Source organism: Sanguibacter sp. A247 (assembly GCF_052324925.1).
In the GTDB taxonomy this organism is placed as follows: Bacteria; Actinomycetota; Actinomycetes; order Actinomycetales; family Cellulomonadaceae; genus Flavimobilis.
Window position 1 is genome coordinate 155,584 of record NZ_JBQPRE010000003.1, and the last position, 21,090, is coordinate 176,673.

Sequence of the window (21,090 nt, forward strand, 5' to 3'; positions counted from 1 at the left end):
GGAATGATCCGGGTGCTGTGCCGAGCCAGTGTTGCCCTCGTCGCGACGCTGGGGCTCACAGCGTGCGGCGGCACGACGCTCGCTCAGCCGCACGACGACCGCCCGCTCGTCCTCACGACGTTCACCGTCATCGCCGACATCGCCAGAACTGTGGCGGGGGAGGACCTCCGGGTCGCGTCGATCACGAAGCTCGGTGCAGAGATCCACGGCTACGACCCGACACCCGGCGACTTGCGCCGGGCCGCGGGTGCGGACCTCATCCTTGACAACGGACTGGGGCTCGAGGCCTGGTTCGCACGTTTCGTCGACGGCCTCGACGTCCCGCGCGTCACGTTGAGCGAGGGGACCCCGACGATCCCGGTCACGCGCGGCGACGCCACGGGAGCGGCCAACCCTCACGCGTGGATGAGCCCGACGGCAGGTGCCGCCTACGCGCTCCGTGCCGCCGACGCCTTTGCCGAGCTCGACCCACCCCGGGCGGCGAGCTACCGCGCGCGAGCGAGCGCCTACGCGAACCAGCTCGAGACCCTGCGCGGGCAGCTCGTCCACCAGCTGGCGTCCGTCCCCCCGGCCGCCCGCGCGCTCGTCACGTGCGAAGGGGCGTTCTCCTACCTCGCCGCAGACGTCGGCCTCGAGGAGCACTACCTCTGGGCGGTCAACGCCGAGCAGCAGGCCACCCCGCAGCAGGTCGCCAGCGTCGAGGCCGTCGTCCGGGAGCGGGGCATCCGCGCGGTGTTCTGCGAGTCGACCGTCAACCCGGCGACCATGCAGCGTCTCGCCGACGCGACCGGCGCGCGCTACGTCGGGCACCTGTACGTCGACTCGCTCTCGGCGCCGGACGGACCCGTGCCGACCTACCTCGATCTCCTCGAGCACGACGTCGACCTCATCGTCGCGGGCCTGACGGGAGGCGCCACGTGACGTCTGCACCACTGCTCGCGCTCGACGTCGCAGGCCTCACGGTCGACCGCGCCGACGTCCGCGCGCTCGACCACGTCTCGCTCTCGGTCGCGCCCGGTACGGTCACGGCGCTGGTTGGCCCCAACGGCTCAGGCAAGTCGACGCTGTTTGCCGCGATCACGGGCGGAGCCCGCGTGAGCGCGGGCTCGATCCGCGTCGGAGGAACAACGCCGGAGGCCGCGCGGCGCGCGCGCACGATCGCGTTCGTCGGGCAGGAGGACAGCGTCGACCGCGCCTTCCCGCTCACGGTGACGGACGTCGTCATGCAGGGGCGCCCTGCGCCGCGTGGCGCCCTGGGGCGGCGCAGCCGGGCCGACCACGACGCGGTTGCCGAGGCGCTCGACCGGCTCGGCCTCGCCGACGTCGCGAGACGGCCCATCGGCGCACTCTCGGGAGGCCAACGCCGCCGCGCCCTCGTCGCACGCGCGCTCGTCCACGACGCACGTCTCCTTCTTCTCGACGAACCCCTCGCGGGCATCGACGTCGTCTCGGCGTCGCTCCTCGTCGCCGTCGTGCGCTCCCAGGCACGCAAGGGCGCGGGCGTCCTGGTCTCGACGCACGATCTCGCCGGTGTCGCCGATCTCGCTGACAACGTCGTCCTGCTCGCCGGGCGAGTCGTCGCGCACGGCCCCGTCACCACGACCCTCACACCTGCCGCTCTCGCCGAGACCTTTGGGCTGCGCACGGGAGAGGCGCCTCGATGACGCTTCTCGACCTGCTCGTTGACCCTCTTGCACACGAGTTCATGCTGCGAGCACTCGCCGTCATCACGGTCTCGAGCGCCGTGTGCGCGGTGCTCTCGTGCTGGCTCGTCCTTGTCGGCTGGTCGCTCATGGGTGATGCGGTCTCGCACGCCGTCCTGCCCGGCGTCGTCCTCGCGTATCTGAGCGGCCTGCCCTTTGCGCTCGGCGCCGCCGTCTTCGCGCTCGCTGCGGTCGGTCTCGTCAGCGCGGTCCGCGCGACGGGCCGCACCAAGGAGGACGCCGCCATCGGCATCGTCTTCACGACTCTCTTCGCGCTCGGGCTCGTGCTCGTGTCGGTGACGCCGAGCCAGACCGACCTCATGCACGTGATCTTCGGGAACGTCCTCGGCGTCTCCCGGAGCGAGCTCGTCCAGGTGGCCGTGCTCGCCGGCGTCGTCCTCGTGGCCGCGTTCGCACGGCGCCACGACCTCACGTTGTTGGCGTTCGACGCCGTTCAGCTGCGGGTCCTCGGGCGCTCGCCCGGGCGCGTCGGCGCGCTCCTGCTCGTCCTGCTCGCGCTCACGTCCGTCACGGCCATCCAGTCGGTGGGCGTCGTCCTCATCGTCGCGCTGCTCGTCATCCCCGGCGCGACCGCGCACCTCCTGAGCGACCGGCTCTCCCACATGCTCGTCATCGCGCCAGCGATCGCCGTCGGTTGCGGGATCGTGGGCGTCTACGTCTCGTACTACGCGGACCTCGCGACCGGGGCGACCGTCGTCCTCGTGCAGGGTCTCACCTACCTGCTCGCGGCCGTGGCCGCGCCTCGGCGCGGCCTCGTTGCCCGCCGACGGCCGCGCCCGACGGCCGCCTGACAGCGCCCGGACAGCCCGCACGACGATGGCGGCGCCCCCGGAAACCCGGGAGCGCCGCCGTCGTGGAGAACGTCAGTCCTGTCGGACGCCGAGCGCGAGTCCGACGGCCGCGCACGACCCCAGCAGTCCGCCGCTGAAGATCCATGGGTTGTGCTGGGCGATGCCCTCGCCCATCGCCCACATGCCGAAGACGAAGATCGCCATGACGACGACGAAGATCAGTGCGTTGACGGCAACCGGCCGGCCGTCCAGGTGCGCCTCTGCGGGCTCGGTGTCGAACGTTTCCATCGCTCCTCCAACGGCTCTGGTAGCGCGTGCGCGCCTCACGACGAGACTACCCGGCTTCGCCCGGGCCGCGTGCTCATCATCGACGCGCTCTCACGCGAGCGGTCAGAGTCCCAGCTGCTCGGCGAACGGCACGACGTCCACGAAGAGATCCGCCTCGGGTGCGCCGCCGTAGGCCTCGACCTTGCTCGCAAGCTCCCGGCCGGCGCGCTCGATGCGGGCCTGAAGCTTGCCCGCGGTGTCGTACGCCCCGCCGGTGGCACCCCAGTCGTCGGTCGCGGCGAAGACTGCCGTGCCCGCGACGTCGGCGTGCAGGTAGCTGAACAACGGGCGCAGTGCATGCTCGAGAGCGAGCGAGTGGCGCGGCGTCCCGGCCGTCGCACCGAGCGCGACCGGCACACCGGAGAGAGCATCGGGCTCCACGACGTCGAGGAACGACTTGAACAGACCCGAGTACGACCCGGAGAAGATCGGCGTGACCGCGACCAGGCCGTCGGCCGTCCGGACCTGCTCGAGCACCGCGGCGAGGCGCGGCGGGGCGAACCCGGTGAGGAGCATGTCCGTCACGTCGCGTGCGTAGTCACGCAGCTCGACGACCGTGACGTCGTGCGCGACCCCGCGCCCCTCGAGAGCTGACGACGTCGCGGCGAGCAGGCGGTCGGCGAGCAGCCGTGTGGACGACGGCTGCGAGAGGCCCGCGCTGAGGGCGACAAGGTGACGGGTCATGACAGGTCCTCCTGGATAGGTGCGAGGGGCGTTGCCCCCACGGGTCCGACGTGTGCGCGCAGTCGGTCGCAGAGCTCGGCGAGGGTCGAGAGCTCGGCGGGGGTGAGCACGCCGCCCATCGCCGCGTCGATCGATCCGACGTGGCGGCGCCCGACGCGTCGTTGAAGCGCGCGGCCCTCGTTCGTGAGGACGACTCGGGTGCCGCGGAGATCGTCGACGACGGCTTCGCGAGCGACGAGGCCGCGGACCGCGAGGCGATCGACGAGCCTTGAGAGCGACGGCTGCGAGAGCAGCACCTCGGAGTTGAGGTCCTTGAGCCGCAGTCCTTCTGCTGGGCCGCGCGAGAGGGTGAAGAGCACGTCGTACTCCTTCATGCTGATCTCGTCCCACACGTCATCGTGCGCGAGCTGACGCACGATGGCGACCTGCGCGCGGAAGAGCGATTCCCACGCCGCCGCGCTCGCCGCCGCGCTCGCCGCCTCGCGCGACGACCTGCGGGGCTGGGCGACGGTGCTCATCGGGCGTCCGACGTCGGAGAAGCACCCGTGACATCGTCTGCGTCCGCGTAGACGGTCGAGTCGTGGCCGCCGCCTGCAGCGGCGACGCGCGTCGCGTGGGTGGGGGCGTCGGGCACGTCGGCAGGGCGACCGACGGCCATCTCCTTGCGCAGCACGGGGACGACCTCCTCGCCCAGGATGTCGAGCTGCTCGAGGACGGTCTTGAGCGGAAGTCCCGCGTGATCGATGAGGAAGAGCTGGCGCTGGTAGTCACCGACGTGGTCGCGCATCGCGGCGTAGCGGTCGATGACCTCCTGCGGCGAGCCGATCGTCAGGGGTGTCTGCTCGGAGAAGTCCTCCATCGTCGGGCCGTGGCCGTAGACGGGGGCGTTGTCGAAGTACGGACGGAACTCGCGCTTGGCGTCCTGGGAGTTCTTCCGCATGAAGACCTGGCCGCCGAGGCCGACGATCGCCTGGTGGGCCTGACCGTGACCGTAGTGCTCGAAGCGACGGCGGTAGAGCTGGACCATCTGCTTGGTGTGACTGAGCGGCCAGAAGATGTTGTTGTGGAAGAAGCCGTCGCCGTAGTAGGCAGCCTGCTCCGCAATCTCGGGGGTGCGGATCGATCCGTGCCAGACGAAAGGCGCTACGCCGTCGAGCGGGCGGGGCACCGAGGTGAAGCTCTGCAGGGGCGTGCGGAAGCGGCCCTTCCAGTCGACGACGTCCTTGGTCCACAGCTCGCGCAGCAGCGCGTAGTTCTCGACTGCGAGCTCGACGCCCTGGCGAATGTCCTTGCCGAACCACGGGTAGACGGGGCCCGTGTTGCCGCGGCCCATCATGAGGTCCATCCGCCCGTCGGCGAGGTGCTGGAGGTAGGCGTAGTCCTCGGCGAGGCGGACGGGGTCGTTCGTCGTGATGAGCGTCGTCGACGTCGACAGGATGATGCGCGTGGTCTGGGCGGCGACGTGTGCGAGCAGGACCGTCGGGTTGGCGGGGGCGGCGAACGGCGGGTTGTGGTGCTCGCCGGTGGCGAAGACGTCGAGCCCTACCTCTTCGGCCTTCTTGGCGATCGCGACGGTTGCCTTGATGCGCTCGTGCTCCGTGGGGGTGCGGCCCGTCGTCGGGTCGGTGGTCACATCGCCGACGGTGAAGATTCCGAACTGCATCATCGTGCGCTCCTTCATGCGGCCTCGACCGCTGCTCCAAAGTTCATGCATCTGCATCTACTTTACTCTTCAACTAGATGCAGTGTCGAGGTGTTCCCGGTTGGGCGTGGCGTCCATCACGCTGTCCGTCCGCAGACGCGCGAACGGGCTCCGTCAACTCGCGAGAGAAGACGAAGCCCGTTCGTTCGAACGCTCAGCTACGGGGACGCGTCAGCCGACGCGATCCCGAACTGTCACGCGAGCGGCTGTGCCGGAGCGTGCCAGATGCGGTCGAGGTAGTCCTGGATCGACCGGTCCGAGGTGAAGAAGCCGGTGCGAGCGACGTTGAGGATCGCCGAGCGCGTCCAGGCCTCCTGGTCGCCGTAGGCAACCTCGACGCGGTCCTGAGCGTCGACGTAGGAGCGGTAGTCCGCAAGAACCATGAACCGGTCCTTGTACAGCAGGTCGGAGATGACGTACTCGAACGCCGTCCGGTCTCCGTCGGAGAACAGGCCCGACGAGATGAGGTCGATCGCACCGCGCAGCGACGCGTCCACCTCGTAGAAGGACGTCGGGTTGTACCCGCGGTCCTCGAGGGTCTGGACAGCAGGCTCGTCCATGCCGAAGAGGAAGAAGTTGTCGTCACCCACGAGCTCACGGATCTCGACGTTGGCGCCGTCGTCCGTCCCGATCGTCAGCGCGCCGTTGAGGGCGAACTTCATGTTGCCCGTACCCGAGGCCTCCTTACCCGCGAGCGAGATCTGCTCGGAGAGGTCGGCGGCCGGGATGAGGCGCTCGGCAAGAGTGACGTTGTAGTTCGCCGGGAAGGCGATCCGCAGACGACCCTCGAGCTCGGGAGCAGAGTTGACGACCGCAGCCACCCGGTTGATGAGGTGGATGATCTCCTTGGCCATCTTGTAACCGGGGGCAGCCTTCGCACCGAAGACGACGACGCGCGGCTGCAGGTCGGACGCCTTGACCTCGCCCTTGAGGACGCGGTCGTACAGCGTGACGACGTGCAGCAGCTTGAGCATCTGACGCTTGTACTCGTGAAGCCGCTTGACCATGACGTCGTACAGCGCGTCCGCGGGGAGCTCGATGCCGTCACGCTGAGCGAGCAGCTCGACGAAGCGGTTCTTGTTCGCCTGCTTCACCGCGCGGAACTCCGCGCGGAAGGACGCGTCGTCCGCGAACGGCTCGAGCAGCGAGAGCTGCGAGAGGTCGTTCGTCCAGCCGGTCCCGATGGCCTCGTCAAGGAGTCCGGAGAGGCCGGGGTTGGACAGGCGCATGAAGCGACGCGGGGTCACACCGTTGGTGACGTTCGTGAACTTCTCGGGCCACAGGGCCGAGAAGTCGTCGAGCACCTTGTCGGCGAGGAGCTGCGAGTGCAGCGCGGCAACTCCGTTGACCTTCGTCGACGCGACCGTCGCGAGGAACGCCATGCGCACCGCGCGCTCGGGGCGCTCCTGGATGATCGACATGCGGCGCACGCGCAGCTCGTCGCCGGGGTAGGCCTCGCGCACGACGCTGAGGAACGCCTCGTTGATCGTGTAGATGATCTCGAGGTGGCGGGGGAGCAGACGGCCGAGCAGCTCAACCGACCAGACCTCGAGGGCCTCGGGAAGCAGCGTGTGGCACGTGTAGTTGAACGTGCGGCGCGTGATGTCCCACGCGGCGTCCCAACCGAGGCCACGCTCGTCCATGAGGATGCGCATGAGCTCGGGAACCGCGATGACCGGGTGCGTGTCGTTGAGCTGGAAGACGACGCGGTCCGGGAGCGTCGCGAGGTCGGCGTCACGCAGCACGGTGTCGAGGTAGTCGCGCAGCGATGCGGCGACGAAGAAGTACTGCTGCTTGAGGCGCAGCTCCTTGCCCTGGGGCGTCGAGTCCTCGGGGTAGAGAACCTTCGAGATGTTCTCGGCAACCGTCTGTCGACGCACGGCGGACTCGTAGTCACCCGAGTTGAAGATCTGCAGGTCGAAGGCGTCGGTCGCCTTCGCGCTCCACAGGCGCAGCGTGTTGACGTTGCGGGTCTCGTAGCCGGGAACCATGTAGTTGTAGGGCACGGCGAGAACCTGCTCGGCGGGCACCCAACGGGTGCGCGTGGCGCCGGCCTCATCCGTGTACTGCTCGGTGTGGCCGCCGAAGTTCACGGTCACAGCGTTCTCGGGCTGCGCGAGCTCCCACGGGGAGCCCTTCGCGAGCCAGCGGTCGGGCTGCTCAACCTGGCGGCCTTCGACGAACGTCTGGCGGAAGATCCCGTACTCATAGCGAATGCCGTAGCCGATCGCGGGGATCGACTTGGCCGCGAGCGAGTCGATGAAGCAGGCGGCGAGGCGGCCGAGGCCACCGTTGCCAAGCCCGGGCTCGGTCTCGTAGGCGGTGAGCTCATCGAGGTCGAGCTCGAGCTCGGTCAGAGCCGTGCGCGCAACCTCGGTGAGGGCGGTGGAAAGAAGTGCGTTCTCAAGCTGCGGTCCCATAAGGAACTCGGCCGACAGGTAGGCGACGGTCTTCGCCTGCGCCGCGCGGTGCGCGGCCTGCGTGGCGATCCAGCCGTCGACCATGGCCGAGCGGACAGTCCGCGCGAGCGCCTGGTACAGGTCCTCCGTGCGAGCGTCGACCAGGTCGACGCCCTGCTCGTAACGGAGCTGACGGCAGAACTCGCTCTTGAACGACTCCACGGTCGTGGGGGAGGAGATGAACCTCTCGGTGTTCTCAGTCACGAGTTGCACGCTACCTGTCGCTGGCCAGTCTCGCCATGACCTAGGGCCCTCGCGTTGCAACGCGTACAGCGCGACGAGAGCCTGATTCCATGCCGACGTGGTGCTGCTTGTCGCGCCGCAGCCGCGCGAACATGCGGTTTCCGTGAATCTGTTGTAGTGCGGGACGCGCCGAGTGTGTTCTGCAAGGCATTCATGTTGTTGCAGAAACGTTGCAGAGTCATGGGATGACGCAGCACCACCCTTCCGCGAAGAAGAGCCGATATCTACGATGTCCTCATGGCCTCGACGACGAGGAGGGGAGGGCTCATGGACATCCTCATCACCACGGCCGCCCTCACCGTCATGGCGGCCGGGTGGATGGTCGCGGCAGCACGACGCCGCGCCGCCGCCCTCGGGCCCGACCCGTTCCGAGCGCTCGACATCCAGCTCCGGCTCGCACGGCTCACGCTCGAGATCCGACGCATCGACGACGATCGCACGATGCTCGCGCGCGCCCACCACCTGCGCTCGGCGCTCGAGGCCTATGACGTCCTGCTCGCCGAGGCCTGCACGCTCGCCGACGGAGCCCCGCGCGAGACGATCCCCCTCGGCACGACCACACCCGCCGACATCCGCCTCGACCGCGAGCTTCTGCTCAGCGCCCGCGGCTGGAGCTGGTGACCCGGACCGCAGCGAACCCCGCCCCGACAACCCCGAGGACAGCGAGCACCCCCACCCAGCCGGGCAGCTCGACGTTGAGGACCGACACGAGCACGACGACCGGCCCGAGCACAGCAGCGATCACACCCGTCGAGCGCAGGGACCGCAGCACGAGCCGCACGTCGACCTTCGCCTCACGCACGTCCGAACGGCCCGCCGCATCCGCGAGGAGGGACAGGTGCACCGCGAGCGGCAGGGCGATCATCTGCACGATCGCAGGCCAGCCCGGCTCTGCCGACGCGAGCGACACTCCGACGAGCGCGACGACGACAAGGACCGCCCACGTCCCTCCCGCTACCAACGAGGCCGCGAGCAGGGGACCGACGATGAACCACGCGATGACAGCGGGGCCCAGGCTGACGAACGCCGCCGCGACGAGCGTGACGACGACGCACCGCAGAGCGAACGCCGACACGGTCCGCAGGCCCTCGAGCGCGACCCGCGGCGGACGCTCTGGACCAGGGTGCCTCAGAAAGGCACGACGCACGCGGCTGCGCACGGACGCCGCGCGGCTCATCGCCGACCCCCCGGACGTACGCGCGACATCATGCGCAGGCGCTGCTCGGGCGACGGACCGGGTACGACGCGCGACGGCCCGGACCAGTCGACGATCGTGATGCCGGCCGCAGCGAGCCGCTCGAGACGCAGGGCGCGCTCGAGCCGCAGCACGCGCCACGCCAGGCCTGACGCCCCGTCGTCGAGCACGCCACCGACGGGGGGAAGCACGTCGACCGCCCAGACCTCATGGCCGCGGGCGACCCACACGAGCGCGGCATCGACCGCGTCGTCGTCGAGAAAGGTCGAGAGCAGCACGACCGTCGCACCCGCAGCGAGCGCGGGGGCGCGCGTGCGCCCGACCCCGCCGTCGTCCGGACGCGCGAGCGCAAGCGCGTGCGTGATGCGGCGCAGGTGCCGCTCGCCGGCGCCCGGGCGCAGCTGGGCACGGCTGCGGCCCAGGTCCACGAGGCCGACACGGTCGCCGCGCTGCAGGAAGGTCGTCGCGAGCGAGACGCCCGCTGAGCGGGCCACGTCGAGCGAACCCGGACGGTCAGGCCGTGCCTCGCCGAAGCCGGTCCAGGTCGCGATGTCCTGGCTCATGTCATCGCGTGAGTCGAGAACGAGGATGACGTGGGCCTCCGACGTCGCGTGCGTACGCCTCACGTAGATCTCGTCAAGACCGGGGGAGCGCCGCGCTGTCGCGCGCCAGTCGATGCCCCGCATGCGGTCGCCCGGAGCGAACGGATGGACGTCACGGAGGTCACCGCCCGACCCCGGACGGCGCGAGCCGTGCGGGCCCGAGAGCCCACGCAAGCGCCGCGGCACGGGAGTCTCTCTCAGGCGCTGAGCGACGGGCAGGACGATCGCGTCCGCAGTCGCGCGCGTCTCGAGACGCGTGACCTCGTCCAGCGTCTCGTTCCAGGCGATCGCCGACACCGCAAAGCCCGGGACACGGCCGGTGCGAGCAAGCGGCAGCGCAGCCTGCACGGTGCGCGACCCGTCGACCTCGACGAGCGCGACCCGTGGCGCAGAACCCGGGCTCGAGACGCGCACGAGCGTGGCCGCAGGAAGGTCCGACGCGAGGACGAGCCGAGCGACGAGGCGGCGATCACCCTGATCGTCGCGGGTCACCGGCTCCCCGAGCTCGAGCGAGACGTCCAGAGGACCTCGTCGCGCAAGGAAGAGCGCCCCCGCCACGGCCGCACCCACGAGCACGACGTCCGGACGGCTGAGCACGAGTCCCGCCAGAGCGACGACGAGCCCCGGCGCCAGACGCGCGGTCGCGCCGGTCGCGCGCTGCGCCTGCGGAATGGGCACGCTCACGCCCTACGGTCGCGCCCGGCCGACGACGGCGTCGCAACCGAGGCGAGCGCCTGCTCGACGACCACGCTGGGCGACAGATCCGTCGCCCACGCCTGCGGCGTGAGAGTCAGCCTGTGCGCGAGCGCAGGAATCGCAACGGCCTTGACGTCGTCGGGCGTCACCCATGAGCGGCCGTCGAGAACCGCCAGACCACGGGCGACGAGAACGAGCGCCTGGGTCCCGCGCGGGCTCGCCCCGATCTCGACACCCGGGTGGTTGCGCGTCGCCGCGACGAGCGCCACGGCGTACGCCACGACGTCGGCAGCCACGTCCACGGCTTCGGTCCCGGCCTGCATGGCCGAGAGAAGCGCAGGATCGACGATGGGCGCGACCGAGACGTCCTCGCGACGACGCGCGAGCCGGCGTCGGATGATCTCGGACTCGCCCGCGGCGTCCGGGTGACCCACGGCAAGACGCAGCATGAACCGGTCGAGCTGAGCCTCCGGGAGCGGGTAGGTGCCCTCATACTCGACGGGGTTCGACGTGGCGACGACGTGGAACGGGAGCGCGAGAGGGTAGGACACGCCCTCGACCGTCACCTGCCGCTCGGCCATGGCCTCGAGGAGCGCCGACTGCGTCTTGGGGGAGGTGCGGTTGATCTCGTCGGCGAGGAACAGACCCGTGAAGACGGGCCCCGGACGAAACTCGAACTCGCGCGTCGCTGGATCGTAGACGTTGGACCCGGTGATGTCTGCGGGCAGGAGGTCCGGGGTGCACTGCAGCCGGCGGAAGTCGAGGCCGAGCGCCGAGGCGAGCGAGCGTGAGGCGAGCGTCTTGCCCAGCCCGGGCACGTCCTCGAAGAGCACATGCCCGCCCGCGAGGATCGTCGCGAGCGCGAGCCGCAGCGAGGACTCCATGCCGACGATCGCACCGCCCACGGCCTCGAGGACCTGCGCGCCGAGCCGGGCGACCTCGGCGACGGGAAGCGGGCTCGTGGTGCTGGGCTGGGTCATCGGGATCCTCCGGTGCGTAGGGCGGTCGGTCGGTCGGTCGGGTCGAGCGACTCGAGCGCCGTGAGGCACCGGTCGAGGTCGCGCGGGTGGGTCTCGGTGCGCTGGTCAGCGTCGAGAAGAACGGCGGCGCCAGCGCCGAGCAGGGTGCGGACGCGGTCGACGTCCGCGGGGGCGACGACGAGAGGGAAGCCTCCGTCGCTCGCAACTCCGTGGTGCGCGAGCAACCGGGCGGCGAGGTCCCCGACGCGTCGCATCGTGCGCGGGGGGACACGGCCCGAGCGTGAGCGCATCGCCCACACGAGCGCCGACATCTCGTCGCGGCGCCCCGCGCCCTGCGTGAGGCGGTCGGCAGCGATGATCGGCTCGTCCGGCGTCGCGAGGCTGCGCACGACGAGCATGAGAGGGAGGGGCAGCGCCGCCAACACGAGGGCGTGGGTCCATTCGAGCGTCACGAGGCCCACGACGAGCACGACGGCTGAGATCACCGAGCCCACGATGATGCGCGCGCGGGGGAGCGGCTTCATCCGTTCTCCTTCACGTCGTCGCGCATCGAGACGAGGATCGCCTCGAGCGCGCCCCGCGCGGTACGGACGTCGGCGCGCGAAGCGCCCGCCGAGCCGTACCGCACCGCCTCGTACGTGCGCAGGAGCGTGCGTGTGGCGTCTGCGGGCGCATGCGTCGCGTGCAGGACCTCGGCCGTGAGCTCTGCCTGAGTCTGGGCCGCCTCACGGACGATGCCCTCGCGGGCAACCGCCTCCTCGAGCGCGAGCCACGCGTGGACGACTGCATCGGCCGCGTCGGGCGTCCCGTCGAGCCGCGCGAGCGCGTCAGCGACCGCGTCAGCGACGACCTCCCGCGTCGGGACGACCTGACCGGGCATCGCGTCGACCGTGAGCGGCGCCTCGGGAACCGGGCGGGGACGGCGCGACCACCATGCGCGAACGACGCGCGCTGCGACGACGGTGAGGATCGCGAGGACGACGAGGCCCAGCCCGATGACGATCCAGAGCACGACGTCGTTGTTGGCGACGTCGACCGGTTGAGGGTCCGCGGTCGGAGGCGGCGTCGTCGGGTCGTTCGCCGGGGGCAGCGCGATCGAGAAGTCCGGGTTCCACCGCACCTGCCACGGCGCCCAGGCCATCGCGCCGACGACGAGGAGTGCGAGCGAGCCGAGCGCCACGAGCCTGGTCGTGCGCACTTCCGCCCGCGCCCGCGCGGGATCCGCCGCACGCGGGGCCGTCGTCATGTCGTCGCTGATCATCAGGGTCAGCGTACGGGTGTCAGCGCACGTCCTCGCGCACCGCCACGACGTGAGCCGCATGCACTCCCGCCGCAGCTGCGGCAAGGAACGGCCACGGGTCCGTGTCGAGGTCGCGGCCCATCGTCGACATGTGCACGGGTGACGTCCGCACCGCGTGGAGGAGCCCGGCATCGGCGGGCACGTCGACGAGGGTGTGTCGGCCCGCCGCGAGCGTCGTGCGTGCCTGCGCAAGCGAGGCACGCAGCGCGTCGGCGCCCCCCGGGACGGTGACGTCGTCACCGACGACAGGCATGACGACGTCGGACGGCGCGAGCGCGACGCGGCCGACGGCCGTGAGCGAGTGGTGCGAGACCCCTCGGTGCCGAGCCCGCGCATCGGTCGTCGAGACGCGCAACGCCGCGATCCCGCGTCCTCCGAGGACTGCGGCCGCGTTGAGAGCCTCGCCCGCGGCCACGCCAGAGAATCCCCAGCGCGTCCCCGTGCCCAGGTTGCCCGGTCCCTGGGTGACCACGACGACGTCCGCCTTCAGGACCAGTCGCGCCGCGAGCAGGCCCGAATGGAGGCTCACGGCCTCGAGATCGCCGCCGAAGGCCTGGCCGACCGTGACCGACGCGTCGAGCCACCCGGCCTCGCGCAGGCCCGCGACCGTGCGCGAGAACGCGAGGGGGAGCGCACCGCCATCGCTCATCACGTAGACGAGGCGCGGCGGCTGCGAGCCGCGCCACGCCTCGCGGACCCCGGCCAGGATCGCGGGAAGCGCCGAGTGCAGGTCCGCGACCACGACGGGAAGGCCCGCCAGATCGTCAGCATCGCGCAGCGTCGCGTGATGCTCGGAGTCTTGTTCGTCAACGCCCAGCACCATCGTCTGCAGCGGCGTGTACCGCGCCTTGACGAGATGGCCCGGGCCGGCGGGAGCATCCGCGGGGAGAGCGTCCGGCAGCGCGACGATGAGCGCGTACCCGCCCGTCCCGAGGCCGCGCTCGAGCGCGGTCGCGTTGAGAAGCACAGCGTCGCCGACGCGCGGCATGCCCACGAGATCGGGGTACGCGAGCGCCCGCACCTCACCGCCGGATGCCGTACGGACCGTCGCCTCGCACGCACCGGGCCACGATCGACCGAGCGACACCACCACGCCATCACGCCAACTCATCACAATGACACGCTACCGGCGATAGGTTGGCCTCGATGTCCACACGAACCCGAGCCGACGAACGGCTCCTCAACCTCGTCATCGCCCTCGTGAACTCCGGGCACGGAATGACGCGCGCCCACATCCGCGACACCGTCGAGGGCTACGGCGACCCCAAGAACGACGCGGCCTTCGAGAAGCTCTTCGAGCGGGACAAGGCGACGCTGCGCGAGCTCGGGTTCCCGCTCAAGGTGTCGGAGGACACCTACCAGGACTCGATCCGCTACTGGCTCGACATGCAGTCCTACGACATGCCGCCGCTGCATCTCACTGCCTCCCAGCTCGGCGTGCTCACGGTCGCGGCCGAGCTGTGGCGCGACGGAGCGCTCGGCTCGGAGTCCCGGCGGGCCGTGACGAAGCTGCGCGCGATGGGGGACACCGAGATCGGTCCCTCGGCTCTCGGCGCCTTCGCGTTGCGCGTGGGCGCCGCGGGGGACGCCTATGGCCCGCTCCTTGACGCGATCGACTCGCGCACCGCCGTCACCTTCCTCTACCGCGCCGCGAGCACGGGCGCCGTCGCGGTCCGCACCGTCGAGCCGTGGCGGCTCGCTGTGCGTCGCGGCGGCTGGTACCTCCTTGCCCACGACCGCGACCGCGGAGCGACGCGGGCCTTCCGGCTCTCGCGGATCGCGGGGACGGTCACGCCCGTGGGTGAAGGCGACACCTACGACATCCCCGAGAGCGTCGACGTCGACGCTGTGCTCGGTCTGCGCGGCGCCCCCGTCAAGGCACTCCTCGCGATCTCACCCGGCCGCGCGGCCGGGCTGCGCGCGCAGTGCACCCCGTCGGCGCTCACCGAGGCACCCGGCAGGGCTGAGGGGCGCGACCTCTTCGACCTCACGCTCGACGACCTCGAGCAGGGGGCCCGGCTCGTCGCCGCGCACGGCGATGCGGTCGTCGTTCTTGAGCCGGCCGAGCTGCGAGAGGCCGTCGCCAGGCGCCTGCGCGCCGCCACCATGATCGCGCTCGGCGCGCCCGCACCGGCCGTGCCCGACGAGGAGGCTTCACATGGCTGAGAACGCACCCGATCGCCTCGTGCGGATGCTCGGGCTGCTCGCCTTCCTCGGACGCCACGACGTTACCGAGACGGGCTATGCCTCGTGGCGGCTCGACGAGCTCGCAGAGCGCTTCGAGGTGACGCCACGGCGCATCCTCGCGGACATCAACCTGCTCTTCGTCGCGGGCCTTCCGGGGCATGGCCCCGAGGACCTCATCGACTTCGACCTCGATGAGGAGGACGGCTACGTCGCGCTGCGTGAGCCGCACGGCATGGCGCGACCGCTGCGGCTGAGCACACGCGAGGCGGTCGCCCTCGTCGCGGCGCTGCGCACGCTCGCCGCCAACCTCGACCCCGAGGTTCAGCCGCGGGAGGCGGCCGAGGTCGCCTCGACGCTCGAGGTGCTCACGGCTGCGGCAGGTGCCGCGGCACACACGGCGTCCCTCGTCGATGTCGATCTCGGCGCGCCCGCACCACTCCTCGTGCGCTCGGCCGTCGTACGCGCGCTCGAGGAGCGGCGTCGGCTTCGGCTGCGTTACGTCTCCGCGTCCGACGTCGTCTCGGTCCGCGACGTCGATCCCGTGCGACTCCTCACGGAGGACTCCCACGGCTACCTCGTCGCTTTCTGCCAGCGTGAGCAGGCGGGTCGCAGCTTCCGCCTCGATCGGATCCTCGAGGCCGAGGTCCTCGCGGAACTCGCCGACCCGCACCCGGAGCTCGCCGACGTTCCGACCTTCCGCCCCGCGCCGGGCAACGGCACCGTTCTCGCGACGATCGTCCTGCGGAGCCCCGCGCGGTGGGTCGCCGAGAGCGTTCCGGTCGAGGAGGTGCGCGAGCTCGAGGACGGCGCCTTCGAGCTCGACCTCGTCGTGCGGGACCTCGGCTGGTTCGCGAGGCTCGTGCTCGAGGAGGCTGAGAACGTCGTCTCGGTCGCACCCGCCGAGCTCCACACCGCGGTCGTCGACGCGGCCACCGCAGCCCTCGCGGCGTACGACGGCTAGCCTGACCCTGTGCTCTGGACCATCGTGTGGACGGCTCTCGCGCTCGGCGCGCTCGCAGCCGGGTTCCTTGCTTGGCGTCACGTGTGGCGTCGCGGCAAGGGCCTGCTCCGGCAGCTGGCGGCCTCGGCGGACGACCTCGGCGACGTCATCGATGCCGCTCAGGACCGCATCGACGCTCGGCTCGAGGCTCTCGTCCCCGCACACATCACCGTGGGGGAGGACCCTGCGCCGCTCCGCCGCGCGATCGAGCAGCGGCGGGCTCGCGCCCGGCTCCGCCACAGGCGGGCTCGCCCCGAGGTCTGGGAACGCTGGGCACAGGTCTGGCGCTAGACCGGACGGACGTCGTCGCACTGGTCGTCCCAGCCTAGGATGGGTGCACCTGCCGACGTCTGGAGAACGACCCCATGTACCTCAAGGAGCACCCGCTCGCCATCGTGGTCATCCTGCTGCTCATCCTCCTGCTCTTCGGGTCGAGCAAGCTGCCGGACCTCGCGCGCAACCTCGGCCGGTCGATGCGGATCGTCAAGAAGGAGGTCCGCGACATGCGGACCGACGACGAGACCCCGACCACCCCGGCGCCGTCCTCGACGCCGGCGACGCCGGCCACACCGGCCGACCAGGCCGGGGACGAGACGCCTCGAGGCTGAGTCGTGGCCCGTCCCGACCGCCCGCGCGACGGGCGGATGCCCTTGCGCGCCCATCTGGTCGAGGCGCGCAACCGGATCGTCCTCGCGGGGCTCGGGGTCCTTCTCGGAGCGATCGCGGGCTGGTTCCTCTACCCGAGCGTCTTCGACCTGCTCCAGGCGCCCATCCTCGAGGTCGCTGACACCGAGGGGCGCACCGTCGCGCTCAACTTCGCCGGCGCATTCACCGCGCTCGACCTCCAGATCAAGCTCGCGGTGTGGCTCGGGCTCATTCTCTCGAGCCCCTGGTGGCTCTACCAGGCCTGGGCGTTCGTCGTCCCGGGTCTCACCCGCAAGGAGAAGTGGGGCACCGCTGCCTTCGTGTGCTCGGGGGTTCCGCTCTTCCTCGCCGGCGCAGGCCTGGCCTGGTGGTTCCTGCCCCGTGCTGTCGTCCTCCTCGTGCAGTTCGTGCCGGCAGGCGCGACCAATCTGCAGGACGCCCAGTCCTACCTTCTGTTCGTCACGCAGTTCATCCTCGCGTTCGGGCTCGTCTTCTTGCTGCCCGTCGTCATGGTGGCGCTCGACCTCGTCGGCATCGTCCGTGGACGGACGTGGCTTCGTGGCTGGCGGTGGGCCACCGTCCTCGCGTTCACCTTCGCCGCGATGATGACGCCGACGCCCGACCTGCTCACGATGTTCCTCATGACCCTGCCGCTCCTCTTCCTCTACGCCGTTGCGGTGGGGATCGCGCTGTTGCATGACCGCCGCGTCGATCGTCGACGCGCCCTCGCCGAGGAGGCCGACAACCTGTGAGCACCCACGACACTCTCATCGGCGTCGTCGTCAATCCCACCTCGGGGCGCGGCCGTGGCGCGCGCGCAGGCGAGCGCACGCGCACCCTCCTGCGCGAGGCCGGCCACACCGTCGTCGACCTCTCCGGGACGAGCCTGCTCGACGCGGTCCACCGCGCCCGCCAGGGTGTCTCCGACGGTCTCGCGGCCCTCGTCGTCGTCGGAGGTGACGGTATGGTCCACCTCGGCTTCAACGCTGTGGCGACGACGCGCACGCCGCTCGGGATCGTCGCGGTCGGCTCGGGCAACGACTTCGCGCGCGCGGCCGAGCTCCCGCTGCACAAGGTCGATGCCGCCGTGCACGTCATCCTCGAGGCGCTGGCGGCGGGCACTTCACGCGCTGTCGATGCCGCGCACGTCACCCAGCCGGGTTCGCTCGACGGCCGGTGGTACGCGGGCGTCCTGTCCGCGGGGCTCGACGCCGCGGTCAACGCTCGTGCCAACCGGCTCACGTTCCCGCGCGGTCATCTCAAGTACCTGCGTGCGGTCGTCGGTGAGCTCGGGGCGTTCTTGCCGTTCGGCTACCGCGTCTTCGCGCACCGGCCCGACGGCAGCACGGACGAATGGCTCTCGGCGGGGACGCTCGTCGCCGTCGCCAACTCCTCGATGTTCGGGGGCGGCCTCACGATCGCACCCGACGCTCGGATCGATGACGGCGAGCTTGACCTCGTCACCGCCGGTCCGTTGAAGCGCATGCAGGCCGTGCGGCTCTTCCCACGGCTGTACCGGGGGACGCACGGCCGTCACAGGTCCGTCTCGATGTCGCGCGCGACGACGATCACGGTCGAGCCTGCCGACCTTGGGCGCACACCTCCCGTCGCGATGGCCGACGGCGAGGAAATTGGTCCGCTTCCGTTGCAGATCGAGATCCACCGCGGTTCCGTGACGCTCCTTGTCTGACGCCCCGCCTACGCTGGTGGCATGACTGGTCCGGAGGAGCTCTCACCCGCGGAGCGCTATGCGCTCTCCCGTGCTCGTGCTGCTGAGGCGGCCACGGCGTTCGGCCGGTTCCGGGCACACCTCGGCTTCGAACCCGACGACTTCCAGATCGAGGCGTGCCACGCGCTCGAGGCCGGCCAGGGGGTGCTCGTCGCCGCGCCGACCGGTGCGGGCAAGACCGTCGTCGGCGAGTTCGCGGTCCACCTCGCGCTCGAACAAGGCCGCAAGGCGTTCTACACGACACCGATCAAGGCCCTCTCCAACCAGAAGTACACGGACCTCGTCCGACGTCACGGCCACGAGAAGGTCGGGCTGCTCACGGGCGACGTGTCGATCAACGGTGATGCCGACGTCGTCGTCATGACGACCGAGGTCCTGCGCAACATGCTCTACGCGGGCTCGCCCGCGCTCGCGCGGCTCGGCCACGTCGTCATGGACGAGGTCCACTACCTCGCCGACCGCTTCCGTGGCCCGGTGTGGGAAGAGGTGATCATCCACCTGCCCGCGGACGTGCACGTGACGTCGCTGTCCGCCACGGTCTCGAACGCCGAGGAGTTCGGTGACTGGCTCGCGACGGTCAGGGGCGCGACCGCCGTCATCGTCTCGGAGCAGCGGCCGGTCCCGTTGTGGCAGCACGTCATGCTGCGCGCACGCCTGGGCGACGACGAGCCGCGACGGGGCCGCCGCGCGGAGATCCTCGACCTCTACGCGGGACACGTCGATCCGACGGACCCCGGGGCCAACCCGCCGATCAACCCGGATCTCGCTCAGGCGATGCGTCGGCTCGAGCCGGGGACGGGACCGCGCCGCGGACGTGGACGGCCCGAGCCTCGACGTCGTGGGCCTCACGGCAGTAGGCAGGTCTCGCGGGCCGCGTCGGTCGACACGCTCGACGCGGCCCGGCTCCTGCCCGCGATCCACTTCATCTTCTCGCGCGCAGGGTGCGAGGCGGCGCTTGCGCAGTGCCTCGGCCTAGGGCTCAGCCTCACGTCGCGTGAGGAGGAGGTGCGGATCAGGCACCTCGCGCACGAGCGATGCGCGGACCTGCCCGCTGAGGACTTGGGCGTGCTCGGGTATGCGTCGTGGGTCGAGGGCCTCTCCCGCGGCTTCGCGACACATCACGCAGGCATGCTCCCGCTGTTCAAGCAGACGGTCGAGGAACTCTTCGCGGCCGGGCTGCTCAAGGTGGTCTTCGCGACAGAGACCCTCGCTCTCGGGATCAACATGCCCGCGCGCACGGTCGTCCTCGAGAAGCTCGTCAAGTGGGACGGCCGCGGCCATGCCGACCTCACGGCGGGGGAGTACACGCAGCTGACCGGCCGTGCGGGGCGCCGGGGGATCGACGTCGAGGGTCACGCGGTCGTGCTCGACCACCCTGGCCTCGATCCCGTCGCCCTCGCGGGTCTCGCCTCACGCCGCACGTACCCGTTGCGTTCGAGCTTCCGCCCGACGTACAACATGGCGGTCAACCTCGTCGGGACCGTCGGGCGGGCTCGCACGCGCGAGGTCCTCGAGACGAGCTTTGCCCAGTTCCAGGCGGACCGCGGCGCGGTCGGCCTCGCGACACAGGCACGCAAGCAGTCCGAGGCGCTCGACGGCTATGCGGACGCCATGACGTGCCACCTCGGCGACTTCTCCGAGTACTCGCGCATCCGCCAACGCATCGCGCAGCGTGAGGGCGCGCTCCGCAAGGTCGACGCGGGTGCCCGCCGACGCGCGGTCGTCGACTCGCTCGGGGCGCTCCGGCGCGGCGATGTCATCGCCGCGGGGCACGGACGCCGCGCGTCCCACGCCGTCGTCGTCGCAGGCCTGAGCCCTGAGCGGTTCGGCCCCGGCCAGCCCGTCGTCCTCACGGAGCAGGGCAAGGTGCGTCGCATCGACCCCGCGGACCTCCTCGATCCGGTCGACGTGGTCGCGACGGTGCGCATACCTGCGGGCTTCGACGAACGACGCCCAGCAGATCGTCGCGACCTGGCCTCGGCCTTGCGCTCTCGTGTCGCCGGGCTCGAGCCGGGACCCTCGCGTGCCGAGCGCGCCCGGTCCGCGGCAGCCGACGACGCGGAGCTCGAGGATCTCCGCCGCTCTCTGCGTGCACACCCGTGTCACCGCTGCCCGGACCGCGAGCAGCACGCACGGTGGGCCGAGCGGCACGCGCGCCTGACGAAGGACCACGCCAACCTCGTCCGGCGCATCGCCGGTCGCACGGGGACGATCGCCCGTCAGTTCGACCGCGTGTGCGACCTCCTCGTCGAGCTTGGCTACCTGGCTCCTTCGTCCGAGGATCCCCAGGACCTCGAGGTCACAGCGCCCGGCCGTGCGCTGCAGCACCTCTACGCCGAGAAGGACCTTCTCGTTGCTGAGTGCCTGCGCAAGGGCGCGTGGAAGGGCCTTGACGCCCCCGGGCTCGCGGCCGTGGTCACCGCGATCGTGCACGAGCCCAGGGGGGAGGAGGTCGGCGAGCCGCACCTTCCCGGAGGCCCCGGTGGTCCGCTCGCGCTCGCGCTCGATGCGACGGTCCGCGCGTGGTCCCACCTCGAGGAGCTCGAGACGTCGCACCGTCTCGATGCGACGTCTCCGCCCTCGCTCCAGCTCGTCGAGGCGGTCTTCCGGTGGGCTGCCGGACGCAGCCTCGAGCACGTCCTGCGCGGAGCAGACCTCGCGGCGGGTGACTTTGTGCGGATCTGCAAGCAGGTGATCGACGTCCTCGATCAGCTTGCGATCGCCGCGGACGATCCGCACGTGCAGAAGGTGGCACGGCAGGCGGTCGACGCGGTGAGACGGGGTGTTGTCGCTCACGCCGGGGTGTGAACCGGCTCGGTGGTGCGG

At 70.9% G+C, this 21,090-nt stretch carries 22 protein-coding genes; 11 read left to right on the forward strand and 11 right to left on the reverse strand.

Going from position 1 to position 21,090, the window contains the following annotated elements; genetic code table 11:
- The first annotated feature begins 3 nt into the window (after window positions 1-3).
- Genes ACTVCO_RS08905 through ACTVCO_RS08915 form a run of 3 tightly spaced genes read left to right on the forward strand, consistent with a single transcriptional unit; the run spans window position 4 to window position 2,515 of the window.
- Entirely contained in the window at window positions 4-921 is a 918-nt protein-coding gene (locus ACTVCO_RS08905) for a metal ABC transporter solute-binding protein, Zn/Mn family (protein WP_443728304.1), read from the forward strand.
- Complete coding sequence (locus tag ACTVCO_RS08910; RefSeq protein ID WP_443728067.1) at window positions 918-1,664, forward strand: metal ABC transporter ATP-binding protein; 747 nt, start codon at window positions 918-920, stop codon at window positions 1,662-1,664. Before ACTVCO_RS08905 ends, ACTVCO_RS08910 begins: the two co-directional genes overlap by 4 nt.
- On the forward strand, window positions 1,661-2,515 hold the full coding sequence (locus ACTVCO_RS08915) for a metal ABC transporter permease (protein WP_443728068.1): 855 nt from the start codon (window positions 1,661-1,663) through the stop codon (window positions 2,513-2,515). Before ACTVCO_RS08910 ends, ACTVCO_RS08915 begins: the two co-directional genes overlap by 4 nt.
- A gap of 72 nt (window positions 2,516-2,587) precedes the next feature.
- On the opposite strand, the gene ACTVCO_RS08920 is transcribed toward ACTVCO_RS08915, so the two are convergent.
- The 5 genes from ACTVCO_RS08920 to ACTVCO_RS08940 form a co-directional block, all read right to left on the reverse strand.
- Complete coding sequence (locus ACTVCO_RS08920; protein ID WP_443728069.1) at window positions 2,588-2,803, reverse strand: hypothetical protein; 216 nt, start codon at window positions 2,801-2,803, stop codon at window positions 2,588-2,590.
- A 102-nt stretch (window positions 2,804-2,905) separates the two neighbouring features.
- Entirely contained in the window at window positions 2,906-3,526 is a 621-nt protein-coding gene (locus ACTVCO_RS08925) for an FMN reductase (RefSeq protein ID WP_443728070.1), read from the reverse strand.
- Entirely contained in the window at window positions 3,523-4,044 is a 522-nt protein-coding gene (locus ACTVCO_RS08930; protein WP_443728071.1) for a MarR family winged helix-turn-helix transcriptional regulator, read from the reverse strand. The genes ACTVCO_RS08925 and ACTVCO_RS08930 overlap by 4 nt, the downstream gene beginning before the upstream one ends.
- Window positions 4,041-5,189 (reverse strand): LLM class flavin-dependent oxidoreductase, encoded by a 1,149-nt coding sequence (locus ACTVCO_RS08935; protein ID WP_443728305.1) that lies wholly within the window; start codon window positions 5,187-5,189, stop codon window positions 4,041-4,043. The genes ACTVCO_RS08930 and ACTVCO_RS08935 overlap by 4 nt, the downstream gene beginning before the upstream one ends.
- 233 nt (window positions 5,190-5,422) lie before the next feature.
- A complete protein-coding gene (locus tag ACTVCO_RS08940; protein WP_443728072.1) occupies window positions 5,423-7,891 on the reverse strand; it encodes a glycogen/starch/alpha-glucan phosphorylase in 2,469 nt (822 codons plus the stop codon).
- A 276-nt stretch (window positions 7,892-8,167) separates the two neighbouring features.
- On the opposite strand from ACTVCO_RS08940, the gene ACTVCO_RS08945 reads away from it, so the two are divergent.
- Entirely contained in the window at window positions 8,168-8,551 is a 384-nt protein-coding gene (locus ACTVCO_RS08945; protein ID WP_443728073.1) for a hypothetical protein, read from the forward strand.
- Here the strand turns inward: ACTVCO_RS08945 and ACTVCO_RS08950 are convergent.
- The 6 genes from ACTVCO_RS08950 to ACTVCO_RS08975 form a co-directional block, all read right to left on the reverse strand.
- Window positions 8,526-9,005, reverse strand: a complete 480-nt coding sequence (locus ACTVCO_RS08950) for a hypothetical protein (protein ID WP_443728074.1) — start codon at window positions 9,003-9,005, stop codon at window positions 8,526-8,528. The two genes, ACTVCO_RS08945 and ACTVCO_RS08950, sit on opposite strands and share 26 nt — an antisense overlap.
- Window positions 9,006-9,103: 98 nt before the next feature.
- The gene (locus tag ACTVCO_RS08955) at window positions 9,104-10,411 is read right to left on the reverse strand and encodes a DUF58 domain-containing protein (protein ID WP_443728075.1); all 1,308 of its coding nucleotides are present in this window, start codon (window positions 10,409-10,411) and stop codon (window positions 9,104-9,106) included.
- Entirely contained in the window at window positions 10,408-11,403 is a 996-nt protein-coding gene (locus ACTVCO_RS08960; RefSeq protein WP_443728076.1) for an AAA family ATPase, read from the reverse strand. Before ACTVCO_RS08960 ends, ACTVCO_RS08955 begins: the two co-directional genes overlap by 4 nt.
- Window positions 11,400-11,927: a hypothetical protein gene (locus tag ACTVCO_RS08965; protein ID WP_443728077.1), complete on the reverse strand. Its 528-nt coding sequence runs from the start codon at window positions 11,925-11,927 to the stop codon at window positions 11,400-11,402. Before ACTVCO_RS08965 ends, ACTVCO_RS08960 begins: the two co-directional genes overlap by 4 nt.
- Complete coding sequence (locus ACTVCO_RS08970; RefSeq protein WP_443728078.1) at window positions 11,924-12,664, reverse strand: DUF4129 domain-containing protein; 741 nt, start codon at window positions 12,662-12,664, stop codon at window positions 11,924-11,926. Before ACTVCO_RS08970 ends, ACTVCO_RS08965 begins: the two co-directional genes overlap by 4 nt.
- 19 nt (window positions 12,665-12,683) lie before the next feature.
- The gene (locus ACTVCO_RS08975) at window positions 12,684-13,817 is read right to left on the reverse strand and encodes a DUF3866 family protein (protein ID WP_443728079.1); all 1,134 of its coding nucleotides are present in this window, start codon (window positions 13,815-13,817) and stop codon (window positions 12,684-12,686) included.
- Between the two features lie 32 nt (window positions 13,818-13,849).
- On the opposite strand from ACTVCO_RS08975, the gene ACTVCO_RS08980 reads away from it, so the two are divergent.
- The 7 genes from ACTVCO_RS08980 (at window position 13,850) to ACTVCO_RS09010 (ending at window position 21,072) form a co-directional block, all read left to right on the forward strand.
- Window positions 13,850-14,869, forward strand: a complete 1,020-nt coding sequence (locus ACTVCO_RS08980) for a helix-turn-helix transcriptional regulator (protein ID WP_443728080.1) — start codon at window positions 13,850-13,852, stop codon at window positions 14,867-14,869.
- Entirely contained in the window at window positions 14,862-15,851 is a 990-nt protein-coding gene (locus ACTVCO_RS08985; RefSeq protein WP_443728081.1) for a helix-turn-helix transcriptional regulator, read from the forward strand. Before ACTVCO_RS08980 ends, ACTVCO_RS08985 begins: the two co-directional genes overlap by 8 nt.
- Before the next feature lie 9 nt (window positions 15,852-15,860).
- Complete coding sequence (locus ACTVCO_RS08990; protein ID WP_443728082.1) at window positions 15,861-16,181, forward strand: hypothetical protein; 321 nt, start codon at window positions 15,861-15,863, stop codon at window positions 16,179-16,181.
- Window positions 16,182-16,255: 74 nt separating this feature from the next.
- Window positions 16,256-16,498: a twin-arginine translocase TatA/TatE family subunit gene (locus ACTVCO_RS08995; RefSeq protein WP_443728083.1), complete on the forward strand. Its 243-nt coding sequence runs from the start codon at window positions 16,256-16,258 to the stop codon at window positions 16,496-16,498.
- A 3-nt stretch (window positions 16,499-16,501) separates the two neighbouring features.
- Complete coding sequence (gene tatC / locus ACTVCO_RS09000; RefSeq protein ID WP_443728084.1) at window positions 16,502-17,287, forward strand: twin-arginine translocase subunit TatC; 786 nt, start codon at window positions 16,502-16,504, stop codon at window positions 17,285-17,287.
- Window positions 17,284-18,225, forward strand: a complete 942-nt coding sequence (locus tag ACTVCO_RS09005) for a diacylglycerol/lipid kinase family protein (protein ID WP_443728085.1) — start codon at window positions 17,284-17,286, stop codon at window positions 18,223-18,225. Before tatC ends, ACTVCO_RS09005 begins: the two co-directional genes overlap by 4 nt.
- 21 nt (window positions 18,226-18,246) lie before the next feature.
- The gene (locus tag ACTVCO_RS09010; protein ID WP_443728086.1) at window positions 18,247-21,072 is read left to right on the forward strand and encodes a DEAD/DEAH box helicase; all 2,826 of its coding nucleotides are present in this window, start codon (window positions 18,247-18,249) and stop codon (window positions 21,070-21,072) included.
- Window positions 21,073-21,090 lie beyond the last annotated feature (18 nt).

Excerpts from the sequence above, each read along its gene's own strand:
- ACTVCO_RS09010 (WP_443728086.1), top strand. The coding sequence starts at position 18,247 with ATGACTGGTCCGGAGGAGCTCTCACCCGCGGAGCGCTATGCGCTCTCC.
- ACTVCO_RS08970 (WP_443728078.1), bottom strand. The coding sequence starts at position 12,664 with ATGATCAGCGACGACATGACGACGGCCCCGCGTGCGGCGGATCCCGCG.
- ACTVCO_RS08945 (WP_443728073.1), top strand. The coding sequence starts at position 8,168 with ATGGCCTCGACGACGAGGAGGGGAGGGCTCATGGACATCCTCATCACC.
- ACTVCO_RS08935 (WP_443728305.1), bottom strand. The coding sequence starts at position 5,189 with ATGCAGTTCGGAATCTTCACCGTCGGCGATGTGACCACCGACCCGACG.
- ACTVCO_RS08915 (WP_443728068.1), top strand. The coding sequence starts at position 1,661 with ATGACGCTTCTCGACCTGCTCGTTGACCCTCTTGCACACGAGTTCATG.
- ACTVCO_RS08985 (WP_443728081.1), top strand. The coding sequence starts at position 14,862 with ATGGCTGAGAACGCACCCGATCGCCTCGTGCGGATGCTCGGGCTGCTC.
- ACTVCO_RS08905 (WP_443728304.1), top strand. The coding sequence starts at position 4 with ATGATCCGGGTGCTGTGCCGAGCCAGTGTTGCCCTCGTCGCGACGCTG.
- ACTVCO_RS08995 (WP_443728083.1), top strand. The coding sequence starts at position 16,256 with ATGTACCTCAAGGAGCACCCGCTCGCCATCGTGGTCATCCTGCTGCTC.
- ACTVCO_RS08930 (WP_443728071.1), bottom strand. The coding sequence starts at position 4,044 with ATGAGCACCGTCGCCCAGCCCCGCAGGTCGTCGCGCGAGGCGGCGAGC.
- ACTVCO_RS08920 (WP_443728069.1), bottom strand. The coding sequence starts at position 2,803 with ATGGAAACGTTCGACACCGAGCCCGCAGAGGCGCACCTGGACGGCCGG.
- ACTVCO_RS08980 (WP_443728080.1), top strand. The coding sequence starts at position 13,850 with ATGTCCACACGAACCCGAGCCGACGAACGGCTCCTCAACCTCGTCATC.
- ACTVCO_RS08925 (WP_443728070.1), bottom strand. The coding sequence starts at position 3,526 with ATGACCCGTCACCTTGTCGCCCTCAGCGCGGGCCTCTCGCAGCCGTCG.
- ACTVCO_RS08960 (WP_443728076.1), bottom strand. The coding sequence starts at position 11,403 with ATGACCCAGCCCAGCACCACGAGCCCGCTTCCCGTCGCCGAGGTCGCC.
- ACTVCO_RS08965 (WP_443728077.1), bottom strand. The coding sequence starts at position 11,927 with ATGAAGCCGCTCCCCCGCGCGCGCATCATCGTGGGCTCGGTGATCTCA.